14 protein-coding genes, 6 tRNA genes and 1 riboswitch are annotated in these 15,972 nt (G+C 61.2%); of the genes, 16 read left to right on the forward strand and 4 right to left on the reverse strand.

What is annotated here, in order from left to right:
- Nucleotides 1-40 precede the first annotated feature (40 nt).
- On the reverse strand, nucleotides 41-610 hold the full coding sequence (locus tag L6758_RS01015; protein WP_237204827.1) for a GNAT family N-acetyltransferase: 570 nt from the start codon (nucleotides 608-610) through the stop codon (nucleotides 41-43).
- A gap of 229 nt (nucleotides 611-839) precedes the next feature.
- On the opposite strand from L6758_RS01015, the gene L6758_RS01020 reads away from it, so the two are divergent.
- The 13 genes from L6758_RS01020 (at nucleotide 840) to L6758_RS01080 (ending at nucleotide 9,946) form a co-directional block, all read left to right on the forward strand.
- Nucleotides 840-912 (forward strand) — tRNA-Gly (locus tag L6758_RS01020).
- Between the two features lie 24 nt (nucleotides 913-936).
- Nucleotides 937-1,008 (forward strand) — tRNA-Val (locus tag L6758_RS01025).
- A 33-nt stretch (nucleotides 1,009-1,041) separates the two neighbouring features.
- Nucleotides 1,042-1,117, forward strand: a tRNA-Gly gene (locus L6758_RS01030).
- Nucleotides 1,118-1,324: 207 nt separating this feature from the next.
- Nucleotides 1,325-2,989: an ABC-F family ATP-binding cassette domain-containing protein gene (locus L6758_RS01035; protein WP_237204828.1), complete on the forward strand. Its 1,665-nt coding sequence runs from the start codon at nucleotides 1,325-1,327 to the stop codon at nucleotides 2,987-2,989.
- A 49-nt stretch (nucleotides 2,990-3,038) separates the two neighbouring features.
- Nucleotides 3,039-3,111, forward strand: a tRNA-Gly gene (locus L6758_RS01040).
- Between the two features lie 49 nt (nucleotides 3,112-3,160).
- A tRNA-Cys gene (locus L6758_RS01045) sits at nucleotides 3,161-3,234 on the forward strand.
- Nucleotide 3,235: 1 nt separating this feature from the next.
- Nucleotides 3,236-3,307 (forward strand) — tRNA-Val (locus L6758_RS01050).
- An 82-nt stretch (nucleotides 3,308-3,389) separates the two neighbouring features.
- Nucleotides 3,390-4,172 (forward strand): MOSC N-terminal beta barrel domain-containing protein, encoded by a 783-nt coding sequence (locus L6758_RS01055; RefSeq protein WP_237204829.1) that lies wholly within the window; start codon nucleotides 3,390-3,392, stop codon nucleotides 4,170-4,172.
- 163 nt (nucleotides 4,173-4,335) lie between these two features.
- On the forward strand, nucleotides 4,336-5,556 hold the full coding sequence (locus tag L6758_RS01060; protein WP_237204830.1) for a CapA family protein: 1,221 nt from the start codon (nucleotides 4,336-4,338) through the stop codon (nucleotides 5,554-5,556).
- A 126-nt stretch (nucleotides 5,557-5,682) separates the two neighbouring features.
- The gene (locus L6758_RS01065; RefSeq protein ID WP_237204831.1) at nucleotides 5,683-6,564 is read left to right on the forward strand and encodes a PD-(D/E)XK nuclease family protein; all 882 of its coding nucleotides are present in this window, start codon (nucleotides 5,683-5,685) and stop codon (nucleotides 6,562-6,564) included.
- A 23-nt stretch (nucleotides 6,565-6,587) separates the two neighbouring features.
- Nucleotides 6,588-7,193 carry a peptide deformylase gene (gene def / locus L6758_RS01070; protein ID WP_237204832.1) on the forward strand — a complete coding sequence of 202 codons (606 nt, stop codon included), beginning with the start codon at nucleotides 6,588-6,590 and terminating at the stop codon, nucleotides 7,191-7,193.
- A gap of 36 nt (nucleotides 7,194-7,229) precedes the next feature.
- Nucleotides 7,230-8,156 (forward strand): methionyl-tRNA formyltransferase, encoded by a 927-nt coding sequence (gene fmt, locus L6758_RS01075; RefSeq protein ID WP_237204833.1) that lies wholly within the window; start codon nucleotides 7,230-7,232, stop codon nucleotides 8,154-8,156.
- 2 nt (nucleotides 8,157-8,158) lie between these two features.
- A complete protein-coding gene (locus tag L6758_RS01080) occupies nucleotides 8,159-9,946 on the forward strand; it encodes a transcription antitermination factor NusB (RefSeq protein WP_423817192.1) in 1,788 nt (595 codons plus the stop codon).
- A gap of 104 nt (nucleotides 9,947-10,050) precedes the next feature.
- Here L6758_RS01080 and L6758_RS01085 read toward each other — a convergent pair whose 3' ends face one another.
- Nucleotides 10,051-11,403, reverse strand: a complete 1,353-nt coding sequence (locus L6758_RS01085) for a Na+/H+ antiporter family protein (RefSeq protein ID WP_237204835.1) — start codon at nucleotides 11,401-11,403, stop codon at nucleotides 10,051-10,053.
- Between the two features lie 169 nt (nucleotides 11,404-11,572).
- On the opposite strand from L6758_RS01085, the gene rpe reads away from it, so the two are divergent.
- On the forward strand, nucleotides 11,573-12,238 hold the full coding sequence (gene rpe, locus L6758_RS01090; protein WP_237204836.1) for a ribulose-phosphate 3-epimerase: 666 nt from the start codon (nucleotides 11,573-11,575) through the stop codon (nucleotides 12,236-12,238).
- Between the two features lie 6 nt (nucleotides 12,239-12,244).
- The gene (locus L6758_RS01095; RefSeq protein ID WP_237204837.1) at nucleotides 12,245-13,039 is read left to right on the forward strand and encodes a hypothetical protein; all 795 of its coding nucleotides are present in this window, start codon (nucleotides 12,245-12,247) and stop codon (nucleotides 13,037-13,039) included.
- A 6-nt stretch (nucleotides 13,040-13,045) separates the two neighbouring features.
- On the opposite strand, the gene L6758_RS01100 is transcribed toward L6758_RS01095, so the two are convergent.
- Together L6758_RS01100 and L6758_RS01105 are read right to left on the reverse strand one after the other, a co-directional pair.
- Complete coding sequence (locus L6758_RS01100; protein WP_237204838.1) at nucleotides 13,046-13,348, reverse strand: hypothetical protein; 303 nt, start codon at nucleotides 13,346-13,348, stop codon at nucleotides 13,046-13,048.
- Between the two features lie 69 nt (nucleotides 13,349-13,417).
- Complete coding sequence (locus L6758_RS01105) at nucleotides 13,418-14,797, reverse strand: MFS transporter (protein ID WP_423817190.1); 1,380 nt, start codon at nucleotides 14,795-14,797, stop codon at nucleotides 13,418-13,420.
- A gap of 189 nt (nucleotides 14,798-14,986) precedes the next feature.
- Nucleotides 14,987-15,120, forward strand: a riboswitch (FMN riboswitch).
- Between the two features lie 140 nt (nucleotides 15,121-15,260).
- On the opposite strand from L6758_RS01105, the gene pnuC reads away from it, so the two are divergent.
- Nucleotides 15,261-15,971: a nicotinamide riboside transporter PnuC gene (pnuC, locus tag L6758_RS01110; protein WP_237204839.1), complete on the forward strand. Its 711-nt coding sequence runs from the start codon at nucleotides 15,261-15,263 to the stop codon at nucleotides 15,969-15,971.
- The last annotated feature ends 1 nt before the right edge of the window (nucleotide 15,972 follow it).

Raw genomic sequence — 15,972 nt, forward strand, 5'->3', positions numbered from 1 at the left:
AGGTAGGTGCGCCCCGGCGTCCTTGCGTATAAAAACCGCCCTAGCCGGGGAAGCCCAACTCGGCCCAGCGGTCGCGCGTCAGCTCAGCGGCGCGCATATCAAGCAGGGGAGTGGAGCCGTCCTCAAGCGGGCGGCCCGGCTCGCTTTTCACCAACGTACGGAAATCGGTAAACCCAACCCGGCGAGCCACCCGCTCAGAGGCATCGTTATCAGCAAGCGCCTTCCAGCTCAGCCTGTCGAGGCCCAGCCCCTGGGGGTCCAGGGCAAAGCCCACCATCATGCCTAGGGCCTCGGTCAGAAAGCCCTGACCGCGACTACCCGGCGCTAACCAGTAGCCGACCTCCGCAGAAGATCCTGTGATGTTAAAGAGACTCACCACACCGGCGAAAACCCCGCTCGCGTCGATGCCCCAGACCAGCTCATGCCCGCTCTCGCTTGCCTGATGGGTGTAGGCAACGAAATCGCGGGCAGTCTCTTCCGTATAGTTCAGGGGTACGGATAGGCAAAAACGAATAATGTCCGGGTCCTGGCAAGCCTGAGCCATCGCCGCTGCATCGGCCTCACGCAAGGGGCGCAGGGTGAAACGTTCGGTGAGAAGCTGGGGGTGCATGAAAACTCCACGATGAATAGAAATGTTTTTTACAGTGTACGCCCCCAAAGATGTGGCACAGGGCATAGAAGAAAAATTTTGAACTGAGCGGGGTTGCGGCGGTAAAAACCGCGAAAACACGCGGTAAAAAAGGGTTTACGCGAAGGTGCGTGTTGATTTGGCAGGAGCCAGAAAAGTGTGTAAAGTATTTACTCGTTGGTTCGGTTTCCTAAAGGAATTGAAACACAATGCGGTTGTAGCTCAGTTGGTAGAGCACCACCTTGCCAAGGTGGATGTCGCGAGTTCAAGTCTCGTCAACCGCTCGCAACACTCCTTGCGAGTGTCTAGCGCGATTGGCGCAGCGGTAGCGCACTTCCTTGACATGGAAGGGGTCACTGGTTCGATCCCAGTATCGCGCACTGGATGAAAATCCACTGCAAATAATTGCATACGCGGTTGTAGCTCAGTTGGTAGAGCACCACCTTGCCAAGGTGGATGTCGCGAGTTCAAGTCTCGTCAACCGCTCCACGTAAGCCCCGGTTCTAAGAGCCGGGGCTTTTGCATCGATATCTACCACTTGATAGAGTGTTCACCATGTATTTCGCAGCAGCTATCGCTAAGCCCTGGACCCGCCGCTAAAGGCGGCTTACACCTAGGGTTCAATCTCTTCAGCCGCCGTTCCATCACCCCAGATGAACGGGTACATAGTCGTACCCTCAACGGACTAGAGAGAATATGCGAAACAACAAACGTCACTCCGAAGAACCTCAAACATTAGGCTTTGTTACTCACCAGAGCGGAACATCCGCCACTGCACACATCAAGGCAGAAAACATCTCCGCCACTAGAGGCGGAAAATTACTGTTCTCAGATTTAAACCTGACAATATCGGCACATACCAAGATGGCGGTCGTTGGAGAGAACGGTACAGGGAAAAGCACCCTGCTCAAAATACTGTCAGGCCTAGAAAACCCCGACCTGGGTGAAGTGGCATCTCAGGGGACAATCGCTTTTGTTGGGCAGGATATGGCATTGGTCGACCATCAAACTGTAGGCGAGCTTATCAAACTATCCACTCAGCATGCACACGCAGCACTTGCAGACCTCGACAGAGCATCAGAATTACTCGCGCTTGGACATGAGGGTGCAGAGGCTGCCTACGCTCAAGCGCTAGAAAAAGCTAGTGCACTGGAAGCATGGGATGTTGACAGAAAAATCGATCAAGCGCTCCACGGACTAAAAGCGTGTGCAGACCGATCCCGAAACCTTAGCACCCTGTCGGTGGGCCAGAGGTACAGGGTGAGGCTTGCTGTGCTTCTCGGCGCAGGGGCAGATGTACTTCTACTCGATGAGCCAACCAATCATTTAGATAGAGAGTCGATTGAATTCCTGACTCAGTCCCTGCAGGAGCTAAAGGGTGGATTTGCGGTAGTCAGCCATGACCGGCAACTCCTGGTTGACGTTGCGCAGACTTTCTGCGATCTTGACCCGTCATTACAAGGGGTGCCCCAGGTCTACTCTGGTGGCTACAAAGGGTGGCAGAAGGGAAAACGAAAAGACCGTATTGCGTGGGAGAAAACCTATCAAGACCACATCAACCGCACAGAAGAACTGAAACAGGCGGTTGAAGAGGCAGGGGCTAGGTTGCACACAGGGTGGCGGCCGCCCAAGGGGACGGGAAAGCATCAGCGAGCTACGCGAGCTGCTAGCCATGTCAAAGCGTTCAAGCAACGTCTCAACGAGCTGGAAAGCTATCGCATTGAAGTTCCTGAGCCCCCGAGTATTCTGCAGTACCCAGAGGTGCGAATTGAGAAAGAAAAGCTACTGCTTGAAGCTAACGATATCGCATACCTGGGGCGCAGTGCCCATGGCGTTAGCTTATCGCTAAGGACCGGGCAAAAAATCGTGGTGACCGGTGGAAACGGGGCCGGTAAATCAACCTTGATTTCCATGCTGGCAGGGGAGTTGGCCCCCACAAGCGGCAGTGTGACCGTAGCTCCTGAGGTGAAGATAGCCCTATTGTCGCAAGAGGTGCCCCAGTGGAACCCAGAGCTAACCCCAGAAGATGTGTATCGGCAGACCCTCATTCAAACAGGTACCTACGCGGAGTATTCGGACACACCGACTCTAGAAAGCCTGGGTTTACTGGCCACCGAAGCGCGTACCACCCGTGTTGGGCAGCTTTCCGCTGGCCAGCAAAGGAGACTCCACCTGGCAGTCACTATAGCTCAACGTCCTCACGTCCTGCTGCTCGATGAGCCGACCAACCACCTATCAATGACCCTGCTCGACCAACTTATACCCCATCTCAGGGGAACCCAGTCGAGTGTTGTTGTCGCAACTCATGACCGGTACCTTCTTTCCAAGGTAAATGACTGGCAAGAAGTGCACCTGCAATAGTCTCGCCAGGTTGAAAGACCACCTACCCTTGTGTATAGTTATTCGAGTTGCGGTTGTAGCTCAGTTGGTAGAGCACCACCTTGCCAAGGTGGATGTCGCGAGTTCAAGTCTCGTCAACCGCTCTCTCGAAAACAACTCGTTTTCGCAACTCAGACCACGGTCTGAGCGTGTGGTGGGGTGGTCGAGTGGTTAGGCAACGGTCTGCAAAACCGTGTACGCGGGTTCGAATCCCGTCCTCACCTCCACGCGCGATTGGCGCAGCGGTAGCGCACTTCCTTGACATGGAAGGGGTCACTGGTTCGATCCCAGTATCGCGCACAAAGAAAGGCTCCCTGGCTTCGGCCAGGGAGCCTTTTGCATACGCTCTTTACACCTGAATGACCTGTGCAAGACTAGAACCATGCACCTGACCGTCACCCACTTCGGCTATAGCCCCCTCAAAGGCGCCCGCCATCAAGCGCGTACCATAGCCGAGATTACCGCGTCCGGCCCCCTCTACAACCGCCGCTGGGCCCTGGTTTCATTTGCTGACCGCACCGTGCTCCGCACCGTTGCCCACCCGACCCTGATGGGAATTACTACCGATCTGACCGCCCGCGACGGAAAGACAGACCTCACCCTGCACATACCCGGGGCAGGTAGCCACACTGTCCCTGCCCTGACCAAGGCTGCCACCAGTACCTTCACCTCCTGGGGCGCCGAGAAACAGCTTGCGGTCTACGACCACCCGGTCAACGAAGCCCTCAGTGCCTACCTAGAGAAGTCTGTGGTCCTGGCTTTCGCACCCCGGCAGAGCCTGGTGTACGCCGGGGCTTTCTCGCTCATCGGCACCGCCACCCTGGCCGAGATTGCCCGCCAGCTTACCCCCGAACAGCCGCCGAACCCGGATGAGATAGCTGCCAGGCTGCGCTGCAATCTAGTGGTAGAAACCTCAACCCCCTACATTGAAGATAGCTGGCAGGGGAAAACGCTTACTCTCCAGGCAGGACGCGGCGTGCCAGCTGAGCTGCACGGCCTGCAACTGGTTGCCGGTGAAGGTATCGGCAGGTGCGCCGTCATCGACGTCCAGCCAGACACCGGTCAGCGTACAGCCCGACTGCTCAAACTTCTGGCCTCTTATCGGCCCCGCAACCTGCGCGGTGAGCCAACGGCGGGTATATACGCGAGTCTCATATCTGCCTGACCCTACCCAATGAGCTGCATGGTGCTACAGTAACGTCCATCGAGTTGCAGGGCGGGGAATCAACCTACGCTCTGGCCGGTAAGGACATCTGGTAACAATCTGTGCCTTAGGGCACTTTTGGGTAGGGTTGTGGTGGTAACACCCCTGCTGAAAGGACCCCACCGTGCACCGTCGCCTCTTCATCTTCCTCTGCCTGAGCGTCCTGGCCCTGGCAGGTTGTAGCTCGCAGACGACGGAAAGTAGCGGGGCGGACGCCGCCGCTCAGCAGGACGGGCAGGGGCAGGTGACACGCGCAGAGGCGGGGCCGACCAGTGAGCCTGGTACCTTGACCGTTTCAGCTGCCGGTGGGGCCTGCGGCGAGGCTGACTGTGTCTCCCTACTCTTTGCCGGTGATTTTCTGATGCACAATATGCTCTGGGACCAGGCAGAGGCTGACGCGGTGGCAGCTGGGAACACAGGCCTGGACTTCACACCCCTGATCAGCGAACAGCGCCCCTACCTAGACCGTGCTGACCTGGCGGTCTGCCAGATGGAAACAGTGGTCGCCGATGCGGATGGCCCCTTTTCTGGCTACCCCAACTTCAACGTGCCGCCCCAGATTCTGACGGCGGCTGCTGAAACCGGGTGGGATGTCTGCATGACGGCATCTAACCATTCCTACGACCAGGGTACTGAGGGGCTGGAGCGTACCTACCGCGCGGTTGAAGCGGCGGGAATGGGTGTTACCGGCACTTCTCTCACCGAAGAAGAGGCAGCCCAGCCCGATGTTTTCACCACCGCCAACGGCGCCCGGGTAGCGATCATCACCGGGACCTACGGGCTGAACGGTTACGTTCCTGAACACCCCTGGCAGGTCGATATGCTCGACTCAGAAGCCATGATTGCTAAGGCTGCCCGTGCCCGCGAAGAGGGCGCTGACCTGGTCATTGCCAACATGCATGCTGGCGATGAGTACGTGCATGAACCCTCTGCCCAGCAGGTCGAGGTGGCACACGCTCTCGTTGATTCAGGGGAGTTCGACCTGATCGTGGGCCAGCACGCCCACGCCGTGCAGCCCATTGAACACTACAAGGGAACCTGGATTGTCTACGGCATGGGGAACAACCTCACCGAGCTCTCACCCTCCTACGTTGCCAACAACGAGGGAATTATGGTCAACCCTATTTTTGAGCGAGGGGAGGACGGCACCTGGCAGGTGCGCGATTTCCGCTGGGTTTCTAGCACGATGGTCGATAACCCTGCCTATCGTTACTGCATTACCTCACCCAGCCGTCCTGCCTCCGACTGTGTTGATGAAGACTACGCCCAGCAGTCCAATGCCCGCGTTCAGCAGATTGTTGAGTCCATGGGGGCGGCTGAGGCCGGTGCCCGCCAGTGGAGCTAGGGTAAGCGGTCTAACCCGCTCGCCCTCTCGTGCCCGGGAAGAGAGGTGCGTATAATCGATAGAGCGCCAGATACGCTGAGAAGGCTGGGCGTTTTTTCGATTTTTCCCCGACGTCAGGACGGCCGCGTGACCACACCCATGCTAGCGTCAGCAACCGACCACGGTCGCATGTACGCGCGCGCGGTTGGCGGGGAGCTACTGGTTCCCTCGATTACCACGGTGATTGGGCAGCAGGCTAACGACCTCGCGGGCTGGCACGGCTACATGGCAGCCAAAGCTGCCCTTGAAGATCAGCGATCCTACCGGGCTTCTAGCTCGGCCGGGCTTAAATTCGCGGTGATTCGGGACGCCGCAGCCGCCTCGGAGCGCTACCGCGACGCAGCGGCGGCGCGGGGGGACCGCGTGCACAACTATGCAGAGCAGGTTGCCCTGCGCGCTATGGGGCTGCCCCACGAAGTTGAGGGCTACCGGGAGAACCTCATTGCCCACGGCGAGCAGGCCTACGCCGACCGCTTCGATGAGTGGTGGGAACTCTACCGGCCCAAGCCCCTGGCTACCGAAGTCACCATCTGGAACGAGACGGTTGGTTACGCGGGCACCCTCGACCTGGTGGCTGAGATAGCCGGGCATACCTGCATCATTGACTACAAGACCAAGGGGACCGACCGGAAGGGGCGGGTGAAGCCGCTCGACGATAAGGTCGTGATGCAGCTGGTCGCCGGGGTCAAGGCTGAAGAAGCCCTCATTGACGCCGAGCACGGCACCTGGGAACCCTGGAAGCACGGGGGTGCGAGCATCCTCATGGGTGTGGCCCTGGGTGAGACCCAGGTGGTACCCCAGCAGGCCAACCCCCAGGTGTTAGAGCGCAACTGGTACAAGTTCTGCGCCCTCAAACGGGTCTGGGATCTCAACCGCGATCTCTCAGAAACCCCCGAAGATTCCCTCATGCCGGTGGTGCCGCCCCCGATTACTGCCGGTACAGATTTACCCGACGCAGCGGCGTCCTAACCTCACCGACGAGAAAGAGAAGCATGACTATTCTGCCCATTCGCACTGTAGGCGACCCCGTTCTACGCACCGAGTGCGACGACATCACCGTATTTGACGCCGACCTGGAAAAACTGGTGGCTGACATGCTCGAAACCATGTACGACGTTGAGGGAGTAGGTCTAGCTGGGCCCCAGGTGGGTATCTCCAAGCGTATCTTCACCTTCGGAAACATTGACGGCCGCGAGGGGCACATCATTAACCCCGTACTTGAGGTGGGAGACGAACCTCAGGAGGGCGGCGAGGGCTGCCTGTCGGTACCGGGCCTGTCGGCTGCCACCCCGCGCAAGAACTGGGCGCGCGTGACCGGCGTGAACTGCAAGGGCGAGCCGGTGGTCTACGAGGGTGAGGGCCTCTTTGCCCGCATGCTCCAGCACGAAACCGACCACCTCTACGGCACCATGTTCATCGACCGGGTTGAGGGCGAAGACAAGAAAAATATCTGGCGCAAGATTCGCCAGGCCGACTACAACCAGGTTGCCGCTGCGGTGCAGGGTGAACGCGCCGCGAAAACTTCATCGGGCTTTGGTGCCCTGGGCGGTTCCTTCGGTGCTGCTGCCGCCAAAAAGCCCGGCGCTTTTGGTATCTAAACCTGCTGGTTTGAAAGTTTGAGTGGAAAGGTAAGCATGAAGGTTCTCTACGCCGGTACCCCGGAGGTCGCCGTCGCGCCCTTGAACGGCCTGCTTGAGGCGGGCTACGAGGTGGTGGGGGTGCTCACCCGCGAGGACGCCCCCGTCGGGCGCAAGCGGGTACTGACCCCGTCCCCGGTGGCAGCCCGCGCCCAGGAGCTGGGCCTTCCCATCATCAAGGCTAACCGCTGGTCCGATGAGGTTGCGGACGCCGTTGCGCAGCTGGGTGCCGATATCGCGGCGGTGGTGGCTTTCGGCGTCCTGCTGCCGCAGAGCGCCCTCGACCTGCTGCCCCAGGGCTGGATTAACCTGCACTTCTCGCAGCTACCTGCCTGGCGCGGGGCAGCTCCTGTACAGCGGGCCCTGATGGCGGGGGAGACCGAGATCTTCTCCAACACCTTCCGTATTGACGCAGGGCTTGATACCGGCCCGGTTTTCCGGTCCGAATCGGCGCAGGTAAGGGAACTTGATACCGCCGGGGATATGCTCAACCGCCTGGCTTCAACCGGCGGCGCCCTGCTGGCTGCTACCTTTGACGATATTGCCGCAGGTGCTACCGGCACTCCGCAGTCCGGCGAAGCCACCCACGCAGCCAAGCTCACTATCGACGATGGTAGGGTGGATTTTGCCCGTTCCTGCGCTGATATTATTGCCCAGCTGCGCGGTGTGACCCCCGAACCCGGGGCCTGGGCTGAACTCGACGGAGCCCGCTTCAAACTCGGTATGGCCAAGACCAGCCAGGCGCAGCCCGTGGGGGAGCCCGGAACCCTCTTCTGGGCAGGTAAAAAGGTGGCTGTCACCTGCGCCGACGGTGCTCTAGAACTGACCCAGGTGCAACCTGCAGGCAAGAAAATGATGAACGCCGCCGACTGGGCGCGCGGTCAGGGCCCGGCCCTGGCAGAAGGGAAAGTGGTGCTGGTATGAGCATGAACGCAGGTGGACGCGGAGCAGGCGGACGCTCGAACGGCGGCAAGGGCCGGGCGGGGGCTAACCGCTCCGGTGCTAACCGGGCTGGCCAGGGCCGCAGCGGGGCTCGCAAGCGCGACGACCGCGCCCAGCAGGGGCAGGCCGGGGGTACCCCGAACCCCCGTGGATCGCGCGGTAACCGCAACCCAGGCGGCGAGCCCCAGGCCAAGCGCGGCGGCGGGGGAGAGACCCGCCGCAATGCTAAGGGGCACGAGCGTAACCGCAAGGCGGTCAAGGACCGGGCGTTTTCGGCGTCCGCTCCCTCACAGCGCGCCCGCACAGCAGATAGGGCCCGCACCGTGGCCTTTGAGGTGCTGAGCGCTGTTGCCCTGGACGACTCCTACGCTAACCTGGTGCTTCCCAAGGCGATTCGCTCAGCCCGGCTGGATGCCCGGGACGCTGGTTTCGCCACCGAATTGACCTACGGCACCCTGCGCAACCAGGGCACCTACGACGCAATTTTGGCCCACTGCGTTGACCGTCCTGTAGCGAAAATCGGCACCAAGATCCTGTTGGTGCTGCGCCTGGGCGTCCACCAGCTGGTGGCCATGCGCGTGCCCGACCACGCCGCCCTCAACCAGACGGTTGCCCTGGCCCGCGCCGAGATCGGCACCGGCCCGGCTAACTTTGTGAACGCGGTACTGCGCAGGGTTTCTGAGCGAACCCCCGAAGACTGGTACACCCTTATCGCCGAGGAAGCCCCCGACGAGCTCACCCGTCTGGCCCTTGAGAAGTCTCACCCGGCCTGGGTGGTGCGCTCCTTCCGTCAGGCTCTGGCTGCCCACGGCCGGACCCCCGGCGAGGTTGAGGCCCTGTTGGACGCCGACAACGCCTCACCCGTGGTCAACCTGGTTGCCCTGCCTGGCCTGGGAACCCTGGACGAAGCCCGTGCCGCCGGTGCCGAGGACGGCCCCCTGGTTGAGGGTTCCGCCCTCTACTCGGCAGGCGACCTTGCCCGCCTTGAATCGGTGCGGGAGGGTACCGTTCGTGCCCAGGACGCCGGCTCCCAGCTGGTTGCCCGCGCCCTGGCTGACGCTCCCCTTGAGGGTAGCGACAGCAACTGGCTTGACCTCTGCGCTGGCCCCGGTGGTAAGGCCGCCTTGCTCGGTTCCCTGGGCGCCCAGCGCGGGGCCCGCCTGCTAGCCAACGAAGCTGCCGAGCACCGGGCCGAGCTGGTGCGCCGCTCCCTGGCCCCGCTGCCGTCTGCCTCCTACTCGGTAGTGGCCGGTGACGGTCGCCAGATTGAGCGCACCGTCGCTGCGGGTACCAACCTGCCCGAGGGAATGCCTAGCGATGTGCGCTTTGACCGAGTGATGGTCGATGTGCCCTGCTCCGGTCTGGGCGCCCTGCGCCGCCGCCCCGAAGCCCGCTGGCGCAAGAGCCCCCGCGATATCGCTGAACTGCTGCCCCTGCAACTCGACCTGTTTAAGGCAGCTGCCTCGGTGACCCGCCCCGGCGGCCTGATTGCCTACGTGACCTGCTCGCCCCACACGGCTGAAACCCAGAGCATCGTGCACGATATTCTGCGCAAGGTCGATGTAACCCTGCTGGACTCCGGTGCCGCCCTGCGGGCCGTTGCCCGTACAGATGAGGCGGGGGCGTCCGTCCTTGCCGGGGAGCTGGACCCGGCTTTCACCCCGGAGGCCCCCAAGGGAGCGACCCTAGCTGAGGGGGCAACGACCGCCCAGCTCTGGCCGCACATCCACGGCACCGACGCCATGTTCTTCGCCTTCTTCCGCAAGAACTAGGCTCCTGAGCTTTCACTGAACACAAGGGGACCGCAAAACCTAAAAAGGACCGCAAAACACGCGGTCCTTTTTAAGTTTTGCGGTCCCCTTAGGACACAGGACGACTAGAGAACCATCGCCGCTACCCAGCCTGCAATCAGCAGAGGAATATTGAAGTGGAGGAAGGTGGGGATAACCGAGTCACGGATGTGGTCGTGCTGGCCGTCCACATTCAGACCGGCGGTGGGGCCCAGCGTAGAGTCAGAAGCGGGGGAGCCCGCGTCGCCCAGGGCACCGGCGGTACCGATAATAGCCACGGTAGCCAGTGGCGAGAAGCCCAGAGCCAGGCAGAGGGGCACATAGATGGTGGTGATGATGGGCAGGGTGGAGAAGGACGAGCCAATACCCATGGTGACAATCAGACCCACCACCAGCATCGCTATGGCGGCAGCCGCCTTGTTGCCAGCGAAAAGGTCAGCCACGGTAGTGACCAGGGGGTCAACATCACCGGTAGCGTCCATGACGGCAGCGAAACCCTGGGCTGAAATCATGATGAAGCCAATCAGAGCCATCATGCGCATACCGGCGGTAAAGACGTCGTCGGCCTCCTTCCACTTGACCGCGCCGGTGACCATGAAGATGGTCAGACCGACCAGGGCACCGACCAGCAGGGAGTTAGCCTCGGTACCCATGGACTGCATGACTACCTGAACCACGAAGGTTGCAACAATAGCGATGATCGCGACGACCACGTTGAACTTCTTGACCTCGGTGGTCACGGTTTCAGTGGGCGCCAGCTCAACGGTCTGGTAGGCGCGGGGCTTACGGTAGCTGAAGAAGACCGCAATCAGCAGGCCAATGACCATGCCCAGGGCCGGGATTGCCATAGCGGTCATGACGTTGATGTCGCTGGTATCCATACCGGCTAGTTTGATGTTGCCCAGCAGAATATCGTTCAAGAAGATCGCGCCGAAGCCTACGGGCACGTACATGTAGGTGGTGACCAAGCCGAAGGTGAGCACACAGGCAATGAGCCTGCGGTCTAGCTTCAGGCGGTTAAAGACAGCTAGCAGGGGCGGAATAATCAGCGGAATGAAGGCGATATGAACGGGAATCAGGTTCTGCGACATAATCGACATGGCCAGAATACCGGCCAGCAGCAGCCACTTGACGGTATATTCGATGCGATGGTTGGTCTCTGAGCTTTCTGAGCCGACCTTGGCAATGATGCCGTTGGCGATGAGCTGGGGCAGGCCCGAGCTTGAAACCGCCATGGCGAAAGCACCGAGCAGGGCGTAGGAGAGCGCCAGCATAGCGCCGCCGGAGAGCCCCTCCTGGTAGGCGACCATGGTGCCGTCCAGCCCGAGCCCGCCCACAAGACCACCCACGAGAGCTCCGATGAAGAGCGCCAGGACGACGTGTACGCGTGCTGCGGAGAGGACGAGCATGACCAGGACCGCAAGCAGAACCGAGTTCATATAATCCAAACCTTTGAATAAGTATGTAAAAGACCGTACAAAGTTTAGTCTGCCCGGCTTATTCGCTAGCCCCCAAAACCACCAGTTGGACTGTGACGGGCCTTGCTTTCTGTGCCCTGTGCCTTCTCGGCACTACGATGGGTATAAGACCGGCAACGAAAGGATCCCTATGACCTGCCTGATTAACCCTTCCATTTTGAGCGCTGACTTCTCCCGGCTGGGGGAGGAGCTCACCGCTATCTCGACCGCTGACGCCGCCCACATTGATGTGATGGACGGCCACTTCGTTCCCAACCTGACCTGGGGGCTGCCCGTCGTGAAGCGCCTCAAAGAGGTCTCGCCCATTCCTTTTGATGTGCACCTGATGATTGAGGACGCCGACCGTTGGGCCCCTGCCTACGCTGAGGTTGGGTGCGAGTCGGTGACCTTCCACGCCGAGGCCGCTATCGCTCCCATCAAACTGGCCCGTACCCTGCGCGAAAGCGGTGCTAAGGCGGGCATGGCCCTGCGCCCTGCCACCGGCGTTGAACCCTACATGGATATGCTCAGTGAACTCGACATGCTCCTGATTATGACCGTTGAACCGGGCTTCGGCGGCCAGGCCTTCCTTGACGTCACCCTTCCCAAGATTAAGCGGGCGGCCGCCGCCATCGAGAGCTCAGGGGCTGAGGTGATTCTGCAGGTTGACGGTGGTATCACCGAAGAAACAATTGTGCGGGCGGCCGAGGCTGGTGCCACCTGCTTTGTTGCCGGTTCATCTGTCTACGGTGCGGACGACCTCGAAGCCGCTATCGCGGGCCTGCGCCGGGCTGCCGCGTCCGCCCATACCCACTAGGATGCCATGACCCAGAACCTTACTCCCCTTGAAGAAGCCGACCGCGAGCTGGCCCGTGCCCAGGAGCTCATCGCTGCCGGGCAATTGGCCGACGCCCTGCCCGCTCTGCAGGCCGCCGCCGGTGGTTTTGAGAGTGCCGGCGAAGTCTTCGGGCAGATTCTTGCCCTGAAAATCTTGAGCGAGGTCAACCGCGACCTGGGGAATCTCGCGCCAGCTCTCACAGAAGTCACCCGCGCCCACGCCCTGCTGGCCGATGCTAAACCTGATGCCGAGCAGCTGCCTGACTTTGCCACCGAGGTGGGTTCCCTGCACGCTGAACTGGGCGACTTTGAGCGCTCCAAGACCTGGTACGCCCAGGGGCTGCGCGGCTATGAAGCTCAGGGGAATACCGAGGGGCAGGCCCATAACCTGGTGGCGCTGGCGGGACTTTCCCGGCAGGCCCAGGATGAAGCTGGTGCCCAGAGTTATCTGGTCCAGGCTTATGAGCTGTATGCTGCGGGCAAGCACACGGTTCAGCTTATGCACGTGCGCAATGCCCAGGCTCAAGGGTTGCTGGCGGTGGGGGATACGGACGCTGCCCGCCCCCTGCTCACTGAAGCTCTTGATCTTGCTGAGGAGCTGGGCGACCAGGCTTTTCTCGCCGAGACCTACCAGCTACTTGCCCTGGTCACAGCTCAAGAAGGGGACGCGGACGCCGCCCAGGGCTACCTGGTGCGGTCGGCGGAGCACTACGCCGCCGCTGGGGATGCCGATAACGAGGCCTTTGTGAAGGAGCTGCTGAACCGGCTCCCCGGCAGCTAGTGAGCCTTAGGCCAGGTTCTTCTCGGCCCGCTCGGCAGCCTGCTCGTTGCCCATGGAGCGGTGGATGGTGGCCAGCATGGTGTAGTAGGCTGCGGCGTCCTTAGACCCGGCAACCAGTACGGGCTTGGCTAGGGTCAGCACGTTCAGGGCCTGCTTGCCCTGGCCTTCGTCCAGCAGCTTCTGGGCGCCCTTCACAGCGCGGGCGACAGCCTGCTCGGGCTTGCGCTTGACCAGGTGCGCCACGGCACCGTGCTCCTGCTTGAAGGTGGTATCACGTTTTTGAATATTGGCGGGTTTCGCGTCAGACACAGCTCACCTATGGTCGGGGGTAGAAAACTTTATGCACCTCAAGTGTAGCGACTGATGACCGTCTCGGGGTTAGGCGAGCTGCCTGCCGCGGGTTTCAGGCAGCAGGAAGGTCGCGCCAGCTGCCGTGCAGAAGGCTAGAGCAAACAGAACAAAGAGCCCCGAAATACCCACCAGCGGCAGCAGGGCGGGCACGAGCAGGGGAGCGGTGATAGAGGCCAGACGGCCGAACCCGGCAGCCGCACCCGTGCCGGAACCGCGCAGATGGCCGGGGTAGAGTTCTGGCCCGATGGCGTAGAGAGCACCCCAGGCACCCAGGTTGAAGAAGGAGAGCATGCAGCCGCTAGCTACCAGTGCCCAGACCTCGTGCGATAGGCCGTAGGCTACCGCCGCTAGCGCTGAGCCCAGCAAGAAGGTAGCCAGGGTGGAGCGCCTGCCCCAGCGCTCAATCAGCCAGGCGCTCACCGCATAGCCCGGTAGCTGGGCCAGGGTCATGATGAGGGTAAAGGTAAAGGAGCTGACCAGGCTAAAGCCCTGCTGAATCAGTAGCGAGGGAATCCAGATAAAAGCCCCGTAATAGGCAAGGTTGATGCAGAACCAGATGACCCAGAAGGCAAGGGTGCGGCGGCGTAGCGCCGCTGACCAGATGGAGGTTGCCCGAGCCAGCTCGGCTGAAGCCTGCTCGGTAGCGGCAGGGGCGGACGGCGTCCGCGCAGCTTCTGCCCGCAAGGGCGGGGAGGCCGCGAAACCGGCAACCACGGACCGGGCGCGGGTAAGGTCGCCGCATCGGGTGAGAAACCGTACCGATTCGGGGAGCCCCCACCGCACCACCAGGGCGTAGAGGGCAGGGACGCAGCCGATGGCAAGAGCCCAGCGCCAGCCGTCCTCGGAGCGGCTCACGACGAAGGTACCGATGAGGGCAGCGAGAATCCAGCCGACCGCCCAGAAGGCTTCAAGGACAACGACCATGCGCCCGCGCACAGCCCGCGGGGCAAACTCAGAAATATAGGTGGAAGCTACCGGCAGCTCAGCGCCGAGCCCCAACCCCACGATGAAACGCAGCACCAGCAGAATGGTAAAGGTCGTAGCGAGGGCAGAAAAACCGGTAGCCAGCCCGTAGACCAGAAGCGTGCCCGCAAAGATTGCGCGCCGCCCAAACCTATCTGATAAGCGACCGCCCAGGGTGGCACCAATCGCCATGCCCAAAAACCCGATAGAGCCCAACAGCGATGCCTGACCCGAGCTAATACCCCAGTGGGCAATCAGGGCGGCCATGACAAAAGAGATCAGGCCGATATCCATGGCATCGAGCGCCCAACCAATACCGGTCACCCCCAGCAGGCGGGCGTGACGGCGGGTGACGGGCAACTGGTCGAGGGTGGCGGTGAGCTGTTCGGCGTCCATGGCTTCGGGGGCGGACGCCCGGTAGCTGGGCTTATTCTGAGGCAACATAGGTTTCAGGGGGGGCAGACTAGATAGACGGTATAGGCGGGGTAAGGTCTCACCGAATGTATCAATGCTCACCCTGTTGCGGGCTTACCCCAGCCCTCTTTTCGGGCAATAAGTCACAATATGACACCGCGCCTCCCTGATATGCCTGAGCGCTCCAGCCGTGCTATAACTTGAAGGGTAAATATACATATCGTGCTCCGGGACCCGGTGAAAATCCGAACCTGCGGTGACAGCCCGCTAATTGACGGCACATCCACGTGCCCGATACCTGCAAGGTGGAATTCCTTGGCAGACAGTACAGTCTGGATGGAAGGTAGCACGAGCAAACCGTAAGGTGCCCCCGCGGCACCTGCCGTACCCGACTGCCAGGCCCACCGGCGTCCTCACCGACACCCAACGAAGCCAGCCAACGCCGGGTACCCTCGATTTGTTCTCCCGGAGCCACTCGCTTTGGGAGTTTTTTATGGATTTCTTGCGGTGGCTCTTCGACGCTCAAATTGCGATTGGCGATAACCAGTCCCTCTTGGTGCGCGAAGTCCTTGGCAACATCTTTGGCCTACTATCAGCCCTCGGCGGCATGCGTCGCAAAGTCTGGGCCTGGCCCGTCGGTATTCTCGGCAACCTGCTTCTGCTCACCGTCTTCTTAGGTACCCTCTTCGGGTCAACCTACGGTACCGCTAACCTGCTGGGGCAGGCAGGCCGCCAGATTATGTTCATCGCCGTTTCCGTCTGGGGCTGGTACCGCTGGAACCAAACCCGCAAGACCGGCGACGCAGGCCAGGCAGCAGTGATTCCCCAGTGGGCCAGCTGGCGCGAACGAGCTTTCATGGTCGCCTTCATGCTGGTCGGCACCGGCGTCCTTACCCCCATCTTCCGCGCCCTGGGTTCCTACGAGCCAGTCTGGTCAGACGCCTGGATCTTCACCGGCTCCCTGCTTGCCACCTACGGCATGGCTAAAGGCTGGGTAGAATTCTGGCTGGTCTGGGTCGCCGTGGACGTGGTCGGCGTGCCCCTGCTCTGGTCAGCAGGCTACTACGCCAGCGCCTTCATGTACCTCTTCTACGGGGCCTTCACCCTCACCGGCTTCTTCGTCTGGTGGCGCACCCGCAACCGCGAAATGGGCAAGGTTGAGGTCGAAACAGCCTTCCCCGACCCCACCGTCGACGTACGCTAAC

It is taken from the genome of Rothia nasimurium (assembly GCF_928382285.1).
In the GTDB taxonomy this organism is placed as follows: domain Bacteria; phylum Actinomycetota; class Actinomycetes; order Actinomycetales; family Micrococcaceae; genus Rothia; species Rothia nasimurium_E.